This window comes from Streptomyces albidicamelliae (assembly GCF_025642175.1).
Lineage (GTDB): Bacteria > Actinomycetota > Actinomycetes > Streptomycetales > Streptomycetaceae > Streptomyces > Streptomyces albidocamelliae.
The window spans coordinates 7,037,763-7,054,840 of record NZ_CP106795.1 but is presented as its reverse complement, the minus strand read 5'-3'; the positions used below and the strand labels follow the sequence as shown (position 1 = coordinate 7,054,840).

The window sequence follows — 17,078 nt, the reverse complement described above, 5'->3', positions numbered from 1 at the left end:
CGGCCGCATCCGGCTCCGAAGGAGTGGTCATGGACAGCGTCGAAGACATGGGGCCCGTCGACTACTTGGTCATCGAGTTCCCCGGCAACCGGATGACGGGCGAGGCGTTCCCGCTGCTGGTCGATCTCGCCGAGCGTGGCATCGTCCGGATCATCGACCTCGCCTTCGTCCGCAAGGAGACCGACGGCTCCGTGGTCGGCCTGGAGTGGAAGGAGCTCGGCGGCGAGATCGACCTCTCCGTCTTCGAGGGCGCCTCGTCCGGTGTGCTGGACGAGACCGACCTGGCGGAGGCCGCGGCCGCCCTCGACCCCGGCAACTCGGCCGCGGTGCTCGTCTACGAGAACCTGTGGGCCGCTCCCCTGGCCGCGGCGCTCCGGCGCAGCGGGGCCCAGCTCGTCGCGAGCGGCCGCATTCCGGTGCAGGCCCTGCTGGCGGCGCTGGACGCCACCGAGGAGACGGTGCCGCCCGGCGGCTCCACGGCGGCCTGACAACGATCCCGACCGCCGGGCCGCCGTCGCACGGCCCGGCGCACCGACACCTGGGAGGTGACCGACATGCCCGGACTGCTTCGGGGTGTCGCCCGCACGGCCGTGGTCGCCGGAACCGCCACCGCCGTATCGAACCGCGTCTCGCGGCGTCAGGCCGGCCGGTGGGCGCAGCAGGACTACGAGCAGCAGCAACAGCAGTACGCGCAGGCGCAGTACGCCCAGCCGCAGGCGCCGCCCCCGCCGCCCGCGTCCCAGACCGCACCCGCCGACGAGATGACCGGCAAGATCGAGCAGCTCAAGCAGCTGGCCGATCTGAAGGCCCAGGGTGTCCTGACGGACGCGGAGTTCGAGGACCAGAAGCGCCGGCTGCTGGCGTGAGCCGGGAGGGCGTCCGATGGCCGGCGAGAACGGGCGCCGTGCGCCGGACGCCCTGGACCGGCGGCTCGACGCCCTGGCCCGGCAGCCGTTCCGGGCCCGCTTCCACCTGCGCGGACCGGAACGGGCGACCGCCGCGCTGAAGGGACCGGCGACGCTCCGCTGGCATGCGTACGACCTGGTCACCGCCCGGCTGGCGGCCGCCGAGCCGCGCAACGACGGCAAGCAGACGCCGTACCGGGGGCACCCGGTGTTCGTCGCCCAGCACGCGACCGCCACCTGCTGCCGCGGCTGTCTGGAGCGCTGGCACCACATCCCCAAGGGGCGGGAGCTGACCCGGGCGGAGCTGGTGTACGTCGTCGACGTCATCTGCCGGTGGATCGAGCGCGAGACGGCGGGCGGGGCCGGTGGCGGCCCCGCCCGCCACGGCTGATCAGAGCGTGGCCGAGTTGTCGTGGTAGTGCCCGCCGCGCTTGCTGTGCGGTGCGGCGAAGGACGACGGCGGCGCGACGGGGTTCACCGTCCAGTCGGGGTGGCCGGGCATGCGCGGGGTCTTCGTCCCGTACAGCCAGTCCCGCAGGAAACCGGACTGGTCCTGGCCGGACACCTCCGTGGCCACGGCGATGTAGTCCTCCGTCGACGCCGCCGAGCCGCGGAAGCGCTCCAGGAAGGCACGCTCGACGGCGCTGAAGACGTCGTCGCCGACGAGCTGCCGGAAGGCGTACAGGACGAGGACGCCGCCGAGGTAGCGCTGGCTGTCGAAGAGGTTGACCGCGTCGGGGGCGGCCACCGGGCCGGAGTCGTGGCGCCACTGGTCGCCGCGGGCGTAGGTGTCCTTCATCCGGGCCTCCATGCTGGTGAGGCCCAGGGAGTCCGCCCAGCCGCGCTCGTAGCGGTAGAGCAGCCCGTAGAAGTCGGCGTGGCCCTCGTTCAGCCAGAGGTCGGCCCAGGTGGCGGGGCTGACGAGGTTCCCGAACCAGGAGTGGACCAGCTCGTGCATCATGTGCGAGCCGATGTTCTTCTCCGGCTGGAGCAGGAAGTTCGGCTTGTACAGGGTGAGGGTCTGGGTCTCCAGGCCGGTGAAGTCGAAGGCCTTCGGGTCGTCGGAGTTGCACGGCAGCAGGCCGTACGTCTCGAACGGGAAGGCGCCGAGGCGGTCCTCCAGCCAGCCCACCAGGCCGGGCGTGAGGGCGAGGGCCGGCTCCAGGGCGGCGGCGCGGGCAGTGGGGACGACGTCGCGCAGGGGCAGTCCGTGCGGTCCCTCCCGGTCCTTGATCACGTAGTCGCCGACGGTGATCTGGACGAGTTCGGTGGCGATCGGGGAGGCCGACCGGTACGTGTACGCGGTGCGGTCGTCGGCCAGGTCCTCGGTGCAGGTGAGCAGGCCGCTCGCGACCGCGCGCAGTCCCTTCGGAACGGTCAGGCGGAAGGAGAAGGCGGCCTTGTCCGAGGGGTGGTCGTTGCACGGGAAGACGGTGTGCGCGGAGTTCGGCTGGGGGCAGATCGCGAAGCCGTCGGGGGTGGGCACCCACGCGGTGTGCGCGAGGGCGCGGCGCGGGTCGGCGGAGTAGCCGACGCGGACGGTCACGGACGCCCCGTCGGGCAGCGGCCCGGCGGGGGTGATCCGCAGCTTCTCGTCCGCCTGCTCCCAGGTGGCGTCGCAGCCGGCGACGCGCAGGGAGCGTATGTCCAGGCCGAGGGCGTCGAGGGAGAAGCGGCTCAGCGCCCGCGTGGTGCGGATCCGCAGGGTGGCGGTGGCCTCGACGAGCTTGGTCGTGGGGTCGTAGGCCAGGTCGAGGTGGTACGACGACACGCGGTAGCCGTCGTTGCCGAGGGCGGGGAAGACGGGGTCGCCGAGGGTCTCCGGGCCCGGTTCCGCCGTGCGCGTGCGCCCGGCCGCGCGCGCCGGGGAGTCCAGGCTCAGCGCGGTCGCCGTACCGATCATCAGCGCGGCCGCGGGGGCCGTCACTCGGGTGCGATATCTCATGGTCCGCTTTCGCTCGGGCGGCCGGGGGGTCAGGTCCGGCCGCCGGTGAGTGGTCGATCGCCCGTGGTCGGCGGGTGATCGCTTGTCATGACCGCGGAAGCATGGATTCGGTTGCGGCGGCGCGGCGCGATTTTTCCGGCCGGGACCCCTGTCGAGCCGGGACCCATCACGAGATATCTTGATGTCGAGCAATGTTGCAGACGTGGAGCGGAGCACCCGGTGACTGACTCGACCATCATCTACACCTACACAGACGAGGCCCCGGCCCTGGCGACGCATTCGTTCCTGCCGGTGATCCAGGCGTACGCCTCGCAGGCCGGTGTGCCCGTGACCACCCGGGACATCTCGCTGGCCGGGCGCATCATCGCCGTCTTCCCGGAGTACCTGAACGAGGACCAGCGCGTCCCGGACGCGCTGAGCGAGCTGGGCGAGCTGGCCAAGACCCCCGCGGCCAACATCATCAAGCTGCCGAACATCTCGGCGTCCATCCCGCAGCTGAAGGCCGCCGTCGCCGAGCTCCAGGGCAAGGGCTACGCGCTGCCGGACTACCCGGACGACCCGAAGACCGACGAGGAGCGCGAGATCCGCGCCCGCTACGACAAGGTCAAGGGCTCCGCCGTCAACCCGGTGCTGCGTGAGGGCAACTCCGACCGCCGCGCCCCCGCCTCGGTGAAGAACTACGCCAAGACCCACCCGCACCGCATGGGCGCCTGGACCTCCGAGTCCAAGACCGATGTCGCGACGATGGGCGTGGACGACTTCCGCTCCACCGAGAAGTCCGTGGTGATCGCCGAGGACGGCGCGCTGCGCATCGAGCTGGTCGGCGACGACGGCTCCACCACCGTGCTGCGCGAGTCGGTACCGGTCCTCGCCGGCGAGGTCGTCGACGCCTCCGTGATGCGCACCGCCGCGCTGCGCGAGTTCCTGACCGCGCAGGTCGCCCGGGCCAAGGAGGAGGGCGTCCTGTTCTCCGTGCACCTGAAGGCCACGATGATGAAGGTCTCCGACCCGATCATCTTCGGCCACGTGGTGCGCGCCTTCTTCCCGAAGACGTTCGCGAAGTACGCCGAGACCTTCGCCTCCGCCGGCCTCACCCCGAACGACGGCCTCGGCGGCATCCTCAAGGGCCTGGAGAACCTGCCCGAGGGCGCCGAGATCAAGGCCTCCTTCGAGGCCGAGATCGCCGAGGGCCCGGCGCTCGCCATGGTCGACTCCGACAAGGGCATCACCAACCTGCACGTCCCGTCGGACGTCATCATCGACGCCTCCATGCCGGCGATGATCCGCACCTCGGGTCACATGTGGGGCCCGGACGGCCAGGAGCACGACGCCCTCGCCGTCATCCCGGACTCCTCCTACGCCGGTGTCTACCAGGCCGTGATCGACGACTGCCGGGCCAACGGCGCCTTCGACCCGTCCACCATGGGCACCGTGCCGAACGTCGGTCTGATGGCGCAGAAGGCCGAGGAGTACGGCTCCCACGACAAGACCTTCGAGATCCCGGTGACCGGCACCGTCCGCGTGGTCGACGCGTCCGGCGAGGCCCTGATCGAGCAGGCCGTCTCGGCCGGCGACGTCTTCCGCGCCTGCCAGACCAAGGACGCGCCGATCCGCGACTGGGTCAAGCTCGCCGTCACCCGCGCCCGCGCCACCGGTGACCCGGCGGTGTTCTGGCTGGACGAGGGCCGCGCCCACGACGCCAACCTGATCGCCAAGGTCCGCGCGTACCTGGCCGAGCACGACACCGAGGGCCTGGACATCCGGATCCTCTCCCCCGTCGAGGCCACCAAGCTGTCGGTGGAGCGCATCCGCCGCGGCGAGAACACCATCTCGGTCACCGGCAACGTGCTGCGCGACTACCTGACCGACCTGTTCCCGATCCTGGAGCTGGGCACCAGCGCCAAGATGCTGTCGGTCGTCCCGCTGATGGCGGGCGGCGGCCTGTTCGAGACGGGCGCCGGCGGTTCCGCGCCGAAGCACGTCCAGCAGCTGGTCAAGGAGAACTACCTGCGCTGGGACTCCCTCGGCGAGTTCTTCGCCCTGGTGCCCTCCTTCGAGCAGTACGCCGAGGCCACGGGCAACGCCCGCGCCAAGGTCCTCGCCGACACCCTCGACCGCGCCACGGCGACCTTCCTCAACGAGGACAAGTCCCCGACCCGTCGCGTCGGCGGCATCGACAACCGCGGCAGCCACTTCTACCTGTCCCTGTACTGGGCGCAGGAGCTGGCCAAGCAGACCGACGACGCCGACCTGGCGAAGGCGTTCGCGCCGTTCGCCGAGTCCCTCGCGGCCGGCGAGCAGGCGATCGTGGAGGAGCTGAACGCGGTGCAGGGCTCCCCCGTCGACATCGGCGGCTACTACCAGGTCGACAAGGCCAAGGCGGACGCGATCATGCGCCCGTCGGCCACCTGGAACGAGACGCTGGCGTCGCTGGGCTAGTCCCCGCGCCCCCGCGGCAGCCCCTCGTGGCTCCCGCGTTGCTCGCGTGACGTGAGCCGCCGCCCCGGCCGGTACCCCCGGCCGGGGCGGCGTCGTGTGTGGGGGGCATTGCGGCGGCATGTCGTACGTGACGTCCTCATGTCACCTTTCGTGCAGGCCTGTTCGGCCCTGTCCGCGCGTGCTTGTCTCGTCGCACGTCACCGCCCTCCCGCGCACGAGGAGCACGCCGCATGAGCACGCAGCCCGACACCGCCGACAGCGCCGCCTGGTCGTTCGAGACCAGGCAGGTCCACGCCGGGGCGGTACCCGATCCGACGACCGGCGCCCGGGCCACACCGATCTACCAGACGACGTCCTTCGTCTTCCAGGACACCCGGCACGCGGCCGACCTGTTCTCGCTGGCCGAGCCGGGCAACATCTACACCCGCATCCACAACCCGACCCAGGACGTGTTCGAGCAGCGGATCGCCGCGCTGGAGGGCGGGGTGGCCGCGGTGGCGCTGGCCTCCGGGCAGGCCGCGGAGACCCTGGCGATCCTGACCCTGGCGGGCGCCGGCGACCACGTCGTCTCCAGTGCCTCCCTGTACGGCGGCACGTACAACCTGTTCCGGCACACCCTGCCCCGGTTCGGCGTCGAGGTGTCCTTCGTGGACGACCCGGACGACGTGGAGGCCTGGCGGGCGGCGATCCGGCCGAACACCAAGGCCCTGTTCGCCGAGTCGCTGGGCAACCCGCGCGGCGACGTCCTCGACGTGCGGGCGGTGGCCGACGTCGCCCATGCGGCGGGCCTGCCCCTGATCGTGGACAACACCGTGCCGACGCCCTATCTGCTGCGGCCCCTGGAGCACGGCGCGGACATCGTCGTGCACTCGGCGACCAAGTTCCTCGGCGGGCACGGCACGGCCGTCGCGGGCGTGGTCGTGGACGGCGGCACCTTCGATTTCGGGGCGCACGCCGACCGCTTCCCGGACTTCACCGAACCCGATCCCAGCTACCACGGCCTGCGGTACTGGCCGGCGCTCGGTCCGGGCGCGTTCGCCGTCAAGCTGCGGGTGCAGCTGCTGCGCGACCTCGGCCCGGCGCTCTCCCCGCACTCGGCGTTCCTGCTGCTCCAGGGCGTGGAGACGCTGAGCCTGCGGATCGAGCGGCACACCGCCAACGCCCAGGCGCTCGCCGAGTGGCTGGAGGGCCGCGACGAGGTCGCCGTCGTCCACTACGCGGGTCTGGAGTCCAGCAAGTGGTACGAGGCGGGGCGGACGTACCTGCCGCGCGGGGCCGGCGCGATCGTCTCCTTCGAGCTGCGCGGCGGGGTCGAGGCGGGCAAGCGCTTCGTGGACGCCGTGGAGCTGTTCAGTCATCTGGCGAACATCGGTGACGTGCGCAGCCTGATCATCCATCCGGCGTCCACCACGCACAGCCAGCTGGACGAGGAGCAGCTGGCGGCGACCGGCACCGCGCCCGGTCTGGTGCGGCTGTCGGTGGGCATCGAGAACCTGGCCGACCTCAAGGCGGACCTGGAGGCCGGTTTCCGCGCGGCCAAGGGCGCGTAGGTGAGCACGGCCGGGGCCGCCGTCCCGGCGGCCACCGGCGCCTGGCGGGAGGGGACCCGCCCGGGCGGCGGCAGTGGTACGCCGCGGAGAAACCGCTGCCGCTGGAGGCGGGCGGTGAACTGCCGGGCGTGCGGCTGGCGTTCGAGACCTGGGGGCGGCTCGCGCCCGACCGGTCCAACGCGGTCCTGGTGCTGCACGCCCTCACCGGGGACAGCCATGTCCACGGTCCGGCCGGCCCGGGCCATCCCACGCCGGGCTGGTGGGACGCGCTGGTCGGACCGGGCCGGGCGCTGGACACCGACCGCTGGTTCGTGGTCGCGCCCAACGTGCTCGGCGGCTGCCAGGGCAGCACCGGCCCCGCCTCCGCGCGTCCGGGCGGCGACCGGGCCTGGGGCGGGGCCTTCCCGTTCCTCACCCAGCGGGACCAGGTCGCGGCGGAGGCCGGGCTGGCGGACGCGCTCGGCATCGACCGGTGGGCGCTGGTCGCCGGCGGCTCGATGGGCGGGATGCGGGCCGTGGAGTGGGCCGTGTCGTACCCGGAGCGGACCGGCGCGCTGCTGCTGCTCGCCACGACGGCGGCGGCCAGCGCGGAGCAGATCGCCTGGGCGGACATCCAGCTGCACGCGGTCCGCGGCGATCCGCACTGGCAGGGCGGCGACTACCACGGCAGCGGCCGGGGACCGCACGCGGGCCTCGGCCTGGCCCGCCGGCTCGCCCATGTCACCTACCGCAGCGAGCCGGAGCTCGGGGCACGCTTCGGCCGGCTCCCGCAGGGCTCGGAGGACCCGTGGCGCGGCGGCCGGTACCGGGTGGAGTCGTATCTCGACCACCACGCCGCCAAGCTGGTCCGCCGCTTCGACGCGGCCAGTTACGCCGTCCTGACCGAGGCGATGAACGCGCACGACGTCGGCCGGGACCGGGGTGGCACGCGCGCGGCCCTCGCCCGGGTGACCGCGCGCACCCTGGTGGCCGGCGTCGACTCCGACCGGCTGTACCCCCTCGCCCAGCAGCGGGAGCTGGCCGCGCTGATCCCGGGCGCGGACCGGCCGCGGGTGGTGGAGTCGCCGTACGGGCACGACGGCTTCCTGATCGAGACGGAGCAGGTGGCCCCGATGGTGCGGGAACTGCTGGCCTGAGTCCCGGACTCGGCCGGCCCCGCCCGCCTCCCGTCCGGCGCCGATGTGTCACCTTGATCGTGCACCACACCCCCGACAACGCCCCCCGGAGCAGCCCGTGACCCGGACCGTCCCGTCGTTCGAACTCCTTCCCGGCGCCGCCGAGTCGCCGGTGCTGCTGCACGTGCCGCATTCGGCGCGGGCCGTCCCGGCAAAGGTGCGCGCCGGGATCGTGCTGGACGACGCCGGGCTGGAGCGGGAGCTGGACCACATCACGGACGCGCACACCGCCGAGCTCGCCGAGCGGGCGGCCGCCCTGGCAGGGGTCACCCCCTGGCGGTTCGTGAACCGGCTGTCGCGGCTGGTGGTGGATCCGGAGCGGTTCCCGGACGAGCGGGAGGAGATGCTCGCCGTGGGCATGGGCGCCGTGTACACGCGGACCACGCACCGCGCCGAGCTGCGGGGCGCCGGCACCGATCCCGGACCGCTGCTGGACCGGTACTTCCGGCCGTACGCGCACGCCATGACCGAGGCGGTCGCGGACCGGCTGGCCGCGACCGGCCGGGCGGTGATCGTCGACGTGCACTCGTATCCGGCAGAGCCGCTGCCCTACGAACTGCACGCGGCCGGACCGCGCCCGCCGGTGTGCCTGGGCACGGACGCCTTCCACACCCCCGCCGAGCTGACCGAGGCCGCGCGCAAGGCCTTCGCCGGATGCGGGGAGACGGGACTGGACAGCCCGTTCGCCGGGACGTACGTACCGCTGGAGTTCCACGGCCGCGACGCGCGCGTCGGCGCGCTCATGGTGGAGATCCGGCGGGACACCTACATGGCGGAGCCCGGCGGGCCGGCCGGGCCGGGACTCGAACGGCTCGCCGCGGCACTGGCGGCACTCGTGGACGCCGTCTGAGCCACCGGCCGCCCCGGCCCGGGCCCCCGCCCTGACCCGGCCCACCGGCTGGAAAACTCCGGCAGGACTGCGCGCGGGGCCCGGCGCAGGGTGGAAGGCATGACGACCGTGGAGACCACGCTCACCGGACCGCCCCCGGAACCGGACCGGGACCCGGTACCGGCCGCGCAGCCGCCCGTACGGGACTGGCCCGCGTGCGACCTGGACGGGACGGCGTTCGACCCGGTCCTCGCCGGTTTCATGCGCGAGGGCCCGCTGACCCGGATCCGCCTGCCGCACGGCGAGGGCTGGGCGTGGCTGGCGACCCGCTACGAGGACGTCCGGCTGATCACGAACGATCCGCGGTTCGGCCGGGCCGAGGTGACCCGCCGTCAGGTCACGCGGATGGCACCGAACTTCGCGCCCCGGCCGGGCTCCCTGGCCTGGGCCGACCAGCCCGACCACAACCGGCTGCGCAAGGCCGTCGCCGGCGCCTTCACGGTCAGCGCCGCCAAGCGGCTGCGGCCCCGGGCGCAGGCCGTCCTGGACGAACTGGTGGACGGCGTGCTCGCGGACGGCCCGCCCGCCGACCTGGTCGAGCGGGTGCTGGAGCCGTTCCCGCTCACGGTCGTCAGCGAGGTGATGGGCGTGCCCGCCGCCGACCGGGAGCGGGTGCACGCCTGGACCCGGCAGATCATCTCCACCTCCGGCGGGCCCGAGGCCGCGGGCCGGGCCAAGACCGGCCTGTACGGCTGGATCACCGCCACCGTGCGGGCCCGGGCCCACAGCACCGACGAGGACGTGTACGCCCTGCTCGGCCGTGCCGTGCTGCGCGGGGAGATCGCCGAGGAGGAGGCCGTCGGACTCGCCGGGCCGTTGCAGATCGGCGGCGAGGCCGTCACCCACAACTGCGGGCAGATGCTGTACCTGATGCTCACCCGGCCGGAGCTGATGGAGCGGATGCGGACGCGCCCCGCGGCACGCGGCCCCGTGCTGGACGAGCTGCTGCGCCACATCCCGCACCGCAGCAGCGTCGGACTCGCCCGGATCGCGCGGGAGGACGTCGAGGTCGCCGGCCGGCTGATCGCCGCGGGCGAGCCGGTGTACGTCTCCTACCTCGCCGCCAACCGCGACCCGGCCGTCTTCCCCGACCCCGACCGCATCGATCCGGACCGGGACCCGAACCCGCACCTGGCGTTCGGCAACGGCCCGCACTACTGCACCGGCGCGGTCCTCGCCCGGCTCCAGACCGAGCTGCTGGTGGACACCCTGCTGGACCGGCTGCCCGGGCTACGGCTCGCCGTACCGCCGACGGAGGTGCGGTGGCGGCAGAAGACGATGATCCGGGGACCGCGGACGCTCCCGGTCACCTGGTGAGCGGGCGGGCCGGCCGGGCGCGCCCGGTCAGGCCCGCAGCCACTCCGTGACGATCACCTCCGCGCCGGTGCGCAGCCGCAGCGCGAACGGTCCGGACGGCGGGGTGTCGCTGGTGAACCGGCCGAGGGTGTCGACCGTGACCCGGGTCGCGGTCTGCGGGCCGCCGAGCACCTCGATGCTCGCCGAACGCGGCGGCAGCACCTGGCCGATCAGGCCGTCGTCGGTGACCTCCACGTCGACGGTCACCTCCCCCGCGCGGAACGTCAGCATCCGCGGCACGTCCGTGACGCCCCGCACCGGCAGCGCGTCCATGAGCGAGTCGAAGGTCAGCTCGGCGATCCGGGCGTCGAGGTCGTGCAGGGCGTAGGCGTCCACGGCGAGCCGGCGCAGGGCGTCGGGCACCGGGTCCAGGACGACGGCCGCCTGCCGCAGCTCCTCCTCCAGCAGCGCGTCCTCGAACTCGCTCCCCCCGGAGCCCTCGTGGGGCGTGTCGTGCCCGTCGTGTCCGGTCATGCCGCACCCCGTGCGTCCATCCGGGCCCGCAGCCGGCGCAGGCAGCGCTGGCGCAGCGGTCCGATACTGCCGACCGCGATGCCGAGCGCGGCCGAGATCTCCACGTAGCTGGGCGGCGGGGAGGCAACCAGCACCCGCAGCAACTGACGGCAGCGGTCGCCCAGTTGGTCCAGCTCCTGCCACAGCCGGCGGACCCGTTCGGCCCGGTCCGCCGCCTCCTCGGAGTCGATCAGCGTCTGCTCCGGTGTCCGGTCCTCGCTGGCCCGGTCCAGGACCAGCGGATCGTCGGTCACGGTCAGCCGGGCCAGTCCCCTGAGCACCTTCAGGCACTCGTGGCGGGCCGTACTGGCCAGCCAGGAACCGGCCTTGTCGGGCTCCCGGATCCGGCTCAGGTGCTGGGCGAAGCGGAACCACACGGTCTGGTAGACCTCGTGCCCGTCCGCGTCCGAGAGCCGGTGCGCGCGCACCACCGACCACACCAGCGGGCTGAGCCCTTCCACCAGCGCCTTCCAGGCCGCGGCGTCCCCGTCGACGGCGGACCGGACCAGCGCGCCGACCTCTGTTCGGTCCACGGCTCCACCCCTCGTGTACGGGAGGTCATCGTACGCCGTGGAACGGAGGGTTCCGGCCGTCATGCGGGCAGCGCGGGGGCCGGGGACGCGACGGGACGCCAGGTGGACGGGCGGAGGGCCGGGACGTGCGCCCCGCGCACCTCGACCCGGTCGGTGGTGTCCGCGAGCAGCCGGGCGCCCGCCGTGCGCGGGTCGCGCTGCCCGTACGCCGACATCAGGGCGGCGACCAGGCCGGCGACGACGGGAGTCGCGAAGGAGGTGCCGCTCCACTGGGCGAGCCCTTCGAACATCACCTGGTCCGGCTTGCCCCCGGTGCTCTCCCGCCCCTCGCTCAGCACACCGGTGTGACGCGGGAACTGGCAGGTGCAGGCGTAGCCGTGGCCGTAGCGGCAGGTGTCGTAGGTCGAGTGCTGGTAGAGATACGGGACGGGGGTGTCGAAGCCGGTGAGGGCGCTGGTGAGGCGCTCCCCGGGGGCGTAGGCGCGCACCCAGGGCCCGTGGTTGCTGAAGCACGCCTCGGCCTCGCCGTCCGCGCGCAGGGCCCCGACCGACAGCACGCTGCCCGCGTACTCGGGCAGGGAGGCGTAGGCGGCGGGCCAGAACGGTGTGGCGCTGCCGTTGTTGCCGGCGGCGGCGACCAGCAGCGTGTGCCGCTCGCGCAACTCCCGCATGAAGGCGTCCAGTCCGATCAGTCCGTCGGTGCCCTCGGTGGGCGTGCCCGCGGACAGGCTGATGACATCGGGCCAGCCGTCCCGGTCCACCGCCTCGAAGAGCTTGTGCCCGAACTCGGACTCCAGGACGGCACCCGCGTCGTTCAGGGTGCCCAGGACGCTGATGTCGGTGTTGGGCGCGACGGCCGCGAGGACGCCGGCGATGAACGTGCCGTGGCCGACGTACTGGTGGAGTACGCCGTCGCCGTCGGTCTCGGTCAGCTGGGGGTCGCCCGTGGTGTGCGCGAGGAGCGGGTAGGAGCGGTGGTCGTGCACGAGCCCGGTGTCGATCACGAGGACGCGGACGGCGGTCTCCGGGTCGTGGACGCCGTCCGCGGCACCGGGGTTGGCGGGCTCGGAGCGCGGGACGGGCACGGGTTCGTCGCCGGGGCAGGCGTTGACCGCGATGTGCACCACGTGGTTGCGGCTGACCAGCCGGCGGCCCCCGCGGTCCTCCGCCGCGCGCAGGGCGCGCAGGGCGTGCGGCACGGGGTCGTCGCCCTCGGCCGGGTCGCCCACCCGGATGCGGGTGACCCCGGTGCGGTTGGTCTCCGGGCCGGTGCGGCGCACGTGCTCGGGCAGCAGCCCCCGGGTCTCGGTGAAGTGGGCGCGCACCGTGTCCTCGACGATGCGGGCCTCCTCGCCGTCGCGGGCGAGGACGACACCCTTCTCGTAGAGGTAGTGGGCGTCCTCGTCCGGGCCCAGGGCCAGCCGTACGCCGGGCATCGAGCGCTGGATGTGGTCGAACTGCTCGTGGAAACGCTGTGGTGCCATGCCGTGTCCTCCCCCTCGAGGCGGTGTCCGACAGTGAGAGTCGCGGGACCGCCGATTGATACAGCAGGCCACTACCATGCGAGGCGTGACGGCGGGAAGCGAGTCGGTCCTCGAACTGCTGCCCCTGGTCTTCGCCGACCCGGGCGAGGCCAGGGTGCGCGCCGAGCGGGTGCTGGACACCGCCGCGCCACCGCTGCACGCCAGCGTCGCCCACCAGGTACTGGGCATCTGGCAGCGGGACTTCGGCGACCTGCGCATCGCGTTGCGGCATCTGCGGCGGGCCCGGGACCTGGCCGCGCGCGCGGAGTCGGCCGACCGGGAGGCCGATGTGCTCGCGACGCTGGGGGTCGCACTGGTGCACGCGGGGCGCACGCGACAGGGGCTCGCGTCCTTCGAGCGGGGTGTCGCACGGGGCACCGGGCACACCCGGGCCCGGGTGCTGTTCCGGCGGGCGTACGTGTGGTGGGTGCTGGGGCACCACCGGGAGGCGCTGGAGGACGTCCGGCGGGCCCTGCCCGTGCTGCGCCAGCTCGGCGACGACATCTGGACCGCGCGGGCGCTGACCCTGCGGGCGACCGTGCATCTGGCGCTCGGCGCGGTGGACCGGGCGGTCGCGGACTTCACGGCGGCGGAGCGGCTGTGGGACACCACCGGCCAGGAGCACGACAAGGCGGACGCCGTGGAGAGCCGGGGGCTCGCCGCGTTCCGGTCCGGGGACATCCCGGCGGCGCTGCGGCTGCTGGACGAGGCCGAGGAGCGGTACGCGAAACTCGGCACCCCCACCTACATGCTGTCCGAGCGGCGCTGCGAGGTGCTGATGGCGGCGGGGCTCGCGCCGGAGGCGCTGGCCGAGGCGGACGCGGCGACGGCGTTGCTGGACCGGATCGGCGGCCAGTCCACCCGCAAGGCCGAGTTGCTGCTCGCCGCGGCCCGGGCCGCGCGGTCGGCCGGGGACGCGCACACCGCGATAGCGCGCGCCGCCGTCGCCGTACGGCTGTTCGCGGCGCAGCGGCGGATGTGGTGGGAGACCCATGCGCGGCTGGTGCTGATCGAGGCGCGGGTGGCGGCCGGGCGCCGGTCGGGGCGCATGGTCGCGGACGCGGCGGCGGTCGCCGAGCGGCTGGCCTCCTTCGGTTCGCCGGCCGCGCCCGAGGCGTCCCTGCTGGCGGGCCGGATCGCGCTGGCGCTGGGCTGGACGGAGGACGCGGAACGGCACCTGTCGGTGGCCGCGCGCAGCCGGCACGGCGGTGCGCCGACGGCTCGGGTGACCGGCTGGGCGGCGCAGGCGCTCAGGGCGCGGGCGGCCGGTTCCCGGCGGGGGTGCTGGAGGCCTGCCGGCGCGGCCTGGACGTGCTCGACGACCACCGGATGACGCTGGGCGCCTCCGAGCTGCAAGCCCACGCGACCGCGCAGGGAGCCGAACTCGCGGCGCTCGCCCAGGAGATGGGCCTCGCCCAGGGCGACCCGCGGCGGCTGCTGGTGTGGAGCGAGCGCTGGCGGGCGACCGTGCTGTCGGCGCCGCCGACCCAGCCGCCCGCGGATCCGGCCCTGCTGAGCGGTCTGACGGCGTACCGGGAGATCGCGGCCCGCGCGGAGGGCGCCCGGATGGACGGCCGTCCGGTGCCCGCGCTGGAGCGTGAACAGCGGCGCCTGGAGCGGGAGATCCGCTCCCGCACCCGTCACATGCGCGGGGCCGCGCCGGGCAGCGGGGACCGTTTCGACGTGGCCCGGCTGCTGGACCGGCTCGATGACGCCCGGCTGGTGGAACTGGCCGTGGTGGACGGCCGGGTGCACGTCCTGCTGTGCGGGCAGGGCAGGGTACGGCGGTTCGACGGCGGTCCGCTGGCGGAGGCGGTCGCCGAGGCCGAGTACGTGCAGGCCGGGCTCCGGCGGCTCGCGCACCCCGGGGCGGACGCGCGGCTGCCTCTCGTGGAGGCGGCGGGAGCGCGCCTTCAGGAACTGCTGCTGGGTCGGGCCGCGGCGCACCTCGGTCCGGGTCCCGTGGTGATCGTGCCGCCGGGGGCGCTGCACCGCGTGCCGTGGGCGCTGCTGCCCGCGCTGCGGGACCGGGTGCTCAGCGTGTCCCCGTCGGCCGGCAGCTGGCTGCGCGCCCGGGAGACGGAGCCGCCGCCGGACGGCCGGGCGGTGCTGGTGCGCGGCCCGGGGCTCGCGACCGGTGGTGCCGAGGTGGTGGAGCTGGCGGACCGGTACGGCGGGGCGACGGTGCTGGAGGGCGACGCGGCGCAGGTGCCGCGGGTGCTGGCGGAACTCGACGGCGCGGGGCTCGCGCACCTCGCGGCGCACGGCACCTTCCGCGCGGACAGTCCCCTGTTCTCCGCGCTGCGCATGGCCGACGGTCCGCTGATCGTGCACGACTTCGAGCGCCTCGCGCGCAGCCCCTACCGGATCATCCTCTCCAGTTGCGACACGGCCCGTCTGGCCTCGGTCGGCGCGGACGAACTCCTCGGTCTGGTCACCGCGTTGCTGCCACTCGGCACGGCCGGGGTGGTGGCGAGCAGCGCACCGGTCAACGACGCGGCGGTGGTGCCGCTGATGCTGGCCCTGCACAAGGGCCTCGGAGCGGGCCTGTCCCTGGCCGAGGCCCTGCGCGACGCCCGCGCCGCCCTCCCCGGCGACGCGGTGCACCAGGCGACGGGCTGGGCCTTCGCCGCGTTCGGCGCGGCGTGAGAGTGCGGCGGGAGGGTGCGGCGGGAGAGTACGGAGTGCGAGTGTGGCGGGAGAGTACGGCGTGCGAGTGTGGCCTGGGGTGCGGCGGGAGAGTGCTCCGGCGGGGCGTGCGAGATCATCGACGCCCAGGCCGTTTCCTTCGGATCATCGGATCGCTGGTTGGTGTGTGTCGTTGACTGACGCCCAGTGGGCCCGCAACGTGCCGTTGTTGCCGGATCGGACACCGAAGCCCCTTCTGGCCCCGTTGACCGCGAGAAGGACAACCGTCATCGCAGGGGCGAGTCGGCGGTGGCCTTCAGCGCGGACTCGTCGATGCCGACGATCTGGTCGGCCACACCGGGAATGTGCTTGGCCCGGATGTTCCGGTAGGCGGTGAGCGCCTCCTTGCTCTTGGCGTTCAGCCCTGCGAGAGCAGGAACGTCAGTTCGGCGTCCCAGTCGATGCGTCCGGATTCGGCGCCTCGTGGCACCAGCGTCTCCGTGTTCTCCAGGAAGGATCTGATGTCCTGCACGGGAACCTCGAGCAAGGCGATGCCTCCGGAGGACCCGAGGGTGATGTACATCGCCTCGTCACCGCATCCGACGGCCGGCCAGACACGGATGTCTCCTTCGCCTGCGGAAACCTTCAGGCCATCGATCAGAAGGTCACGGCCCAAGACCCATTCGACCGACTCGTCACCATGGATGAAGAAGGCGGCACGGACGACATAGGGATCGTTGGGCTCGTAGCGCAGACGCATGCACAGCGGCATTGAGTAGTCGCGCGAGATGACGAGCTGCACGGCCACCTCCCGTACCACGGCCTTCAAGGACTTCATCGACTTTCACTCCAAGGCGCCTCTGCCCCGGCCACACCCCGCCGCCCGGGTGGCGGCGAACAGGCGGTGAAGGGAGAGGCGTGACAGCAGGGCCAGGGGAACGGACGCGTAGTTCGCACCGTCGCGGCAGCTGGGCGGTGTGAGCCTGCGACACCCGATGGGTACCTGCAGGGGGCGGCGCGGGACAGGACACGAGGTTGGCGGCCTGCCGGCGGCCAGGGGCCGCTTAGCCCTGACCGGTGAGTGCGCCCCTGCGCCGCATGGATCAGGGCGACGGGAAGGGCCTTCCCCCGGCCACAGCCAGACCCTGCCGGACCAGTCACCGTGGTTCCGATCGCTGTGGCCCCAGTCCGGGCCGACGCGCTTCGAGCGGTTCCGGTCGTGGCGGTTCCCGTCTCGGTTCTACCTGCCGGACCAGCCACGGCCCTCACCCTCCCAGCGGTAGAAGTGACCACCGCGGTAGAAAAGACCGTCGCAGTCGTGCCGGATCGAGTGGGTGCCGCGGTCGTCCGGGTGCCAGCCACGGACCTCGTCGCAGGAGTAGCCCTGCTCGAGCAGGTAACCCACTCCGTGGTCCCAGTGCTGGTCGGCGGCCTTGACGCTGACAGCAGGGTGGTGTGCCTGTGCCAGCGCAGGAGTCACTGCCGAGGCGGAGCCCCCGGCACTGAGAACGGCGAGTCCCGCGGCCGCCACGGAGGAAGCAGTTATGGCGATGCGCGTCGTGAACTTCTTCATGGTCTTCCCTTCCCGGTCGACGCACCGACCGGTTGCACTGGCAGACGAT

At 73.5% G+C, this 17,078-nt stretch carries 13 protein-coding genes and 2 pseudogenes; 9 read left to right on the top strand and 6 right to left on the bottom strand.

What is annotated here, in order from left to right; all coding sequences use genetic code 11:
- Positions 1-29: 29 nt before the first annotated feature.
- From N8I86_RS31950 to N8I86_RS31940, 3 genes are all read left to right on the top strand, one after another.
- Positions 30-488, top strand: a complete 459-nt coding sequence (locus N8I86_RS31950; protein WP_263279326.1) for a DUF6325 family protein — start codon at positions 30-32, stop codon at positions 486-488.
- A gap of 66 nt (positions 489-554) precedes the next feature.
- Positions 555-866 carry an SHOCT domain-containing protein gene (locus tag N8I86_RS31945; protein WP_073891286.1) on the top strand — a complete coding sequence of 104 codons (312 nt, stop codon included), beginning with the start codon at positions 555-557 and terminating at the stop codon, positions 864-866.
- Positions 867-882: 16 nt separating this feature from the next.
- Positions 883-1,296 (top strand): DUF4186 domain-containing protein, encoded by a 414-nt coding sequence (locus N8I86_RS31940; protein WP_073891287.1) that lies wholly within the window; start codon positions 883-885, stop codon positions 1,294-1,296.
- Here N8I86_RS31940 and N8I86_RS31935 read toward each other — a convergent pair whose 3' ends face one another.
- Positions 1,297-2,850 carry a M1 family metallopeptidase gene (locus N8I86_RS31935; RefSeq protein WP_263279325.1) on the bottom strand — a complete coding sequence of 518 codons (1,554 nt, stop codon included), beginning with the start codon at positions 2,848-2,850 and terminating at the stop codon, positions 1,297-1,299.
- A 219-nt stretch (positions 2,851-3,069) separates the two neighbouring features.
- Here N8I86_RS31935 and N8I86_RS31930 point away from each other — a divergent pair, with 219 nt between their 5' ends.
- The 5 genes and pseudogenes from N8I86_RS31930 to N8I86_RS31910 all read left to right on the top strand — a co-directional run bounded on the left by N8I86_RS31930 (position 3,070) and on the right by N8I86_RS31910 (position 10,220).
- Positions 3,070-5,289, top strand: a complete 2,220-nt coding sequence (locus tag N8I86_RS31930) for an NADP-dependent isocitrate dehydrogenase (RefSeq protein ID WP_073891291.1) — start codon at positions 3,070-3,072, stop codon at positions 5,287-5,289.
- A 230-nt stretch (positions 5,290-5,519) separates the two neighbouring features.
- Positions 5,520-6,839 carry a bifunctional o-acetylhomoserine/o-acetylserine sulfhydrylase gene (locus N8I86_RS31925; RefSeq protein WP_263279324.1) on the top strand — a complete coding sequence of 440 codons (1,320 nt, stop codon included), beginning with the start codon at positions 5,520-5,522 and terminating at the stop codon, positions 6,837-6,839.
- A pseudogene (gene metX / locus N8I86_RS31920) lies at positions 6,840-7,975 on the top strand (homoserine O-acetyltransferase MetX).
- Between the two features lie 97 nt (positions 7,976-8,072).
- A complete protein-coding gene (locus N8I86_RS31915; protein ID WP_263279323.1) occupies positions 8,073-8,864 on the top strand; it encodes an N-formylglutamate amidohydrolase in 792 nt (263 codons plus the stop codon).
- A 99-nt stretch (positions 8,865-8,963) separates the two neighbouring features.
- Positions 8,964-10,220, top strand: coding sequence for a cytochrome P450 (locus N8I86_RS31910; protein WP_263279322.1), 1,257 nt, complete (start codon positions 8,964-8,966; stop codon positions 10,218-10,220).
- A 27-nt stretch (positions 10,221-10,247) separates the two neighbouring features.
- Here the strand turns inward: N8I86_RS31910 and N8I86_RS31905 are convergent, their stop codons facing one another.
- From N8I86_RS31905 to N8I86_RS31895, 3 genes are read right to left on the bottom strand one after another with little or no spacing between them, the layout of a single operon-like run.
- Positions 10,248-10,733 carry a hypothetical protein gene (locus N8I86_RS31905; protein WP_123440415.1) on the bottom strand — a complete coding sequence of 162 codons (486 nt, stop codon included), beginning with the start codon at positions 10,731-10,733 and terminating at the stop codon, positions 10,248-10,250.
- Complete coding sequence (locus tag N8I86_RS31900; RefSeq protein WP_185091660.1) at positions 10,730-11,368, bottom strand: RNA polymerase sigma factor; 639 nt, start codon at positions 11,366-11,368, stop codon at positions 10,730-10,732. Before N8I86_RS31900 ends, N8I86_RS31905 begins: the two co-directional genes overlap by 4 nt.
- Positions 11,365-12,789, bottom strand: coding sequence for a S8/S53 family peptidase (locus N8I86_RS31895; protein WP_263279321.1), 1,425 nt, complete (start codon positions 12,787-12,789; stop codon positions 11,365-11,367). The genes N8I86_RS31900 and N8I86_RS31895 overlap by 4 nt, the downstream gene beginning before the upstream one ends.
- A 76-nt stretch (positions 12,790-12,865) precedes the next feature.
- On the opposite strand from N8I86_RS31895, the pseudogene N8I86_RS31890 reads away from it, so the two are divergent.
- Positions 12,866-15,477, top strand: a pseudogene (locus tag N8I86_RS31890) (CHAT domain-containing protein).
- 397 nt (positions 15,478-15,874) lie between these two features.
- Here the strand turns inward: N8I86_RS31890 and N8I86_RS31885 are convergent.
- Positions 15,875-16,258: an SsgA family sporulation/cell division regulator gene (locus tag N8I86_RS31885; protein WP_263279320.1), complete on the bottom strand. Its 384-nt coding sequence runs from the start codon at positions 16,256-16,258 to the stop codon at positions 15,875-15,877.
- Between the two features lie 438 nt (positions 16,259-16,696).
- Complete coding sequence (locus N8I86_RS31880) at positions 16,697-17,029, bottom strand: hypothetical protein (protein WP_263279319.1); 333 nt, start codon at positions 17,027-17,029, stop codon at positions 16,697-16,699.
- Between the last annotated feature and the right edge of the window lie 49 nt (positions 17,030-17,078).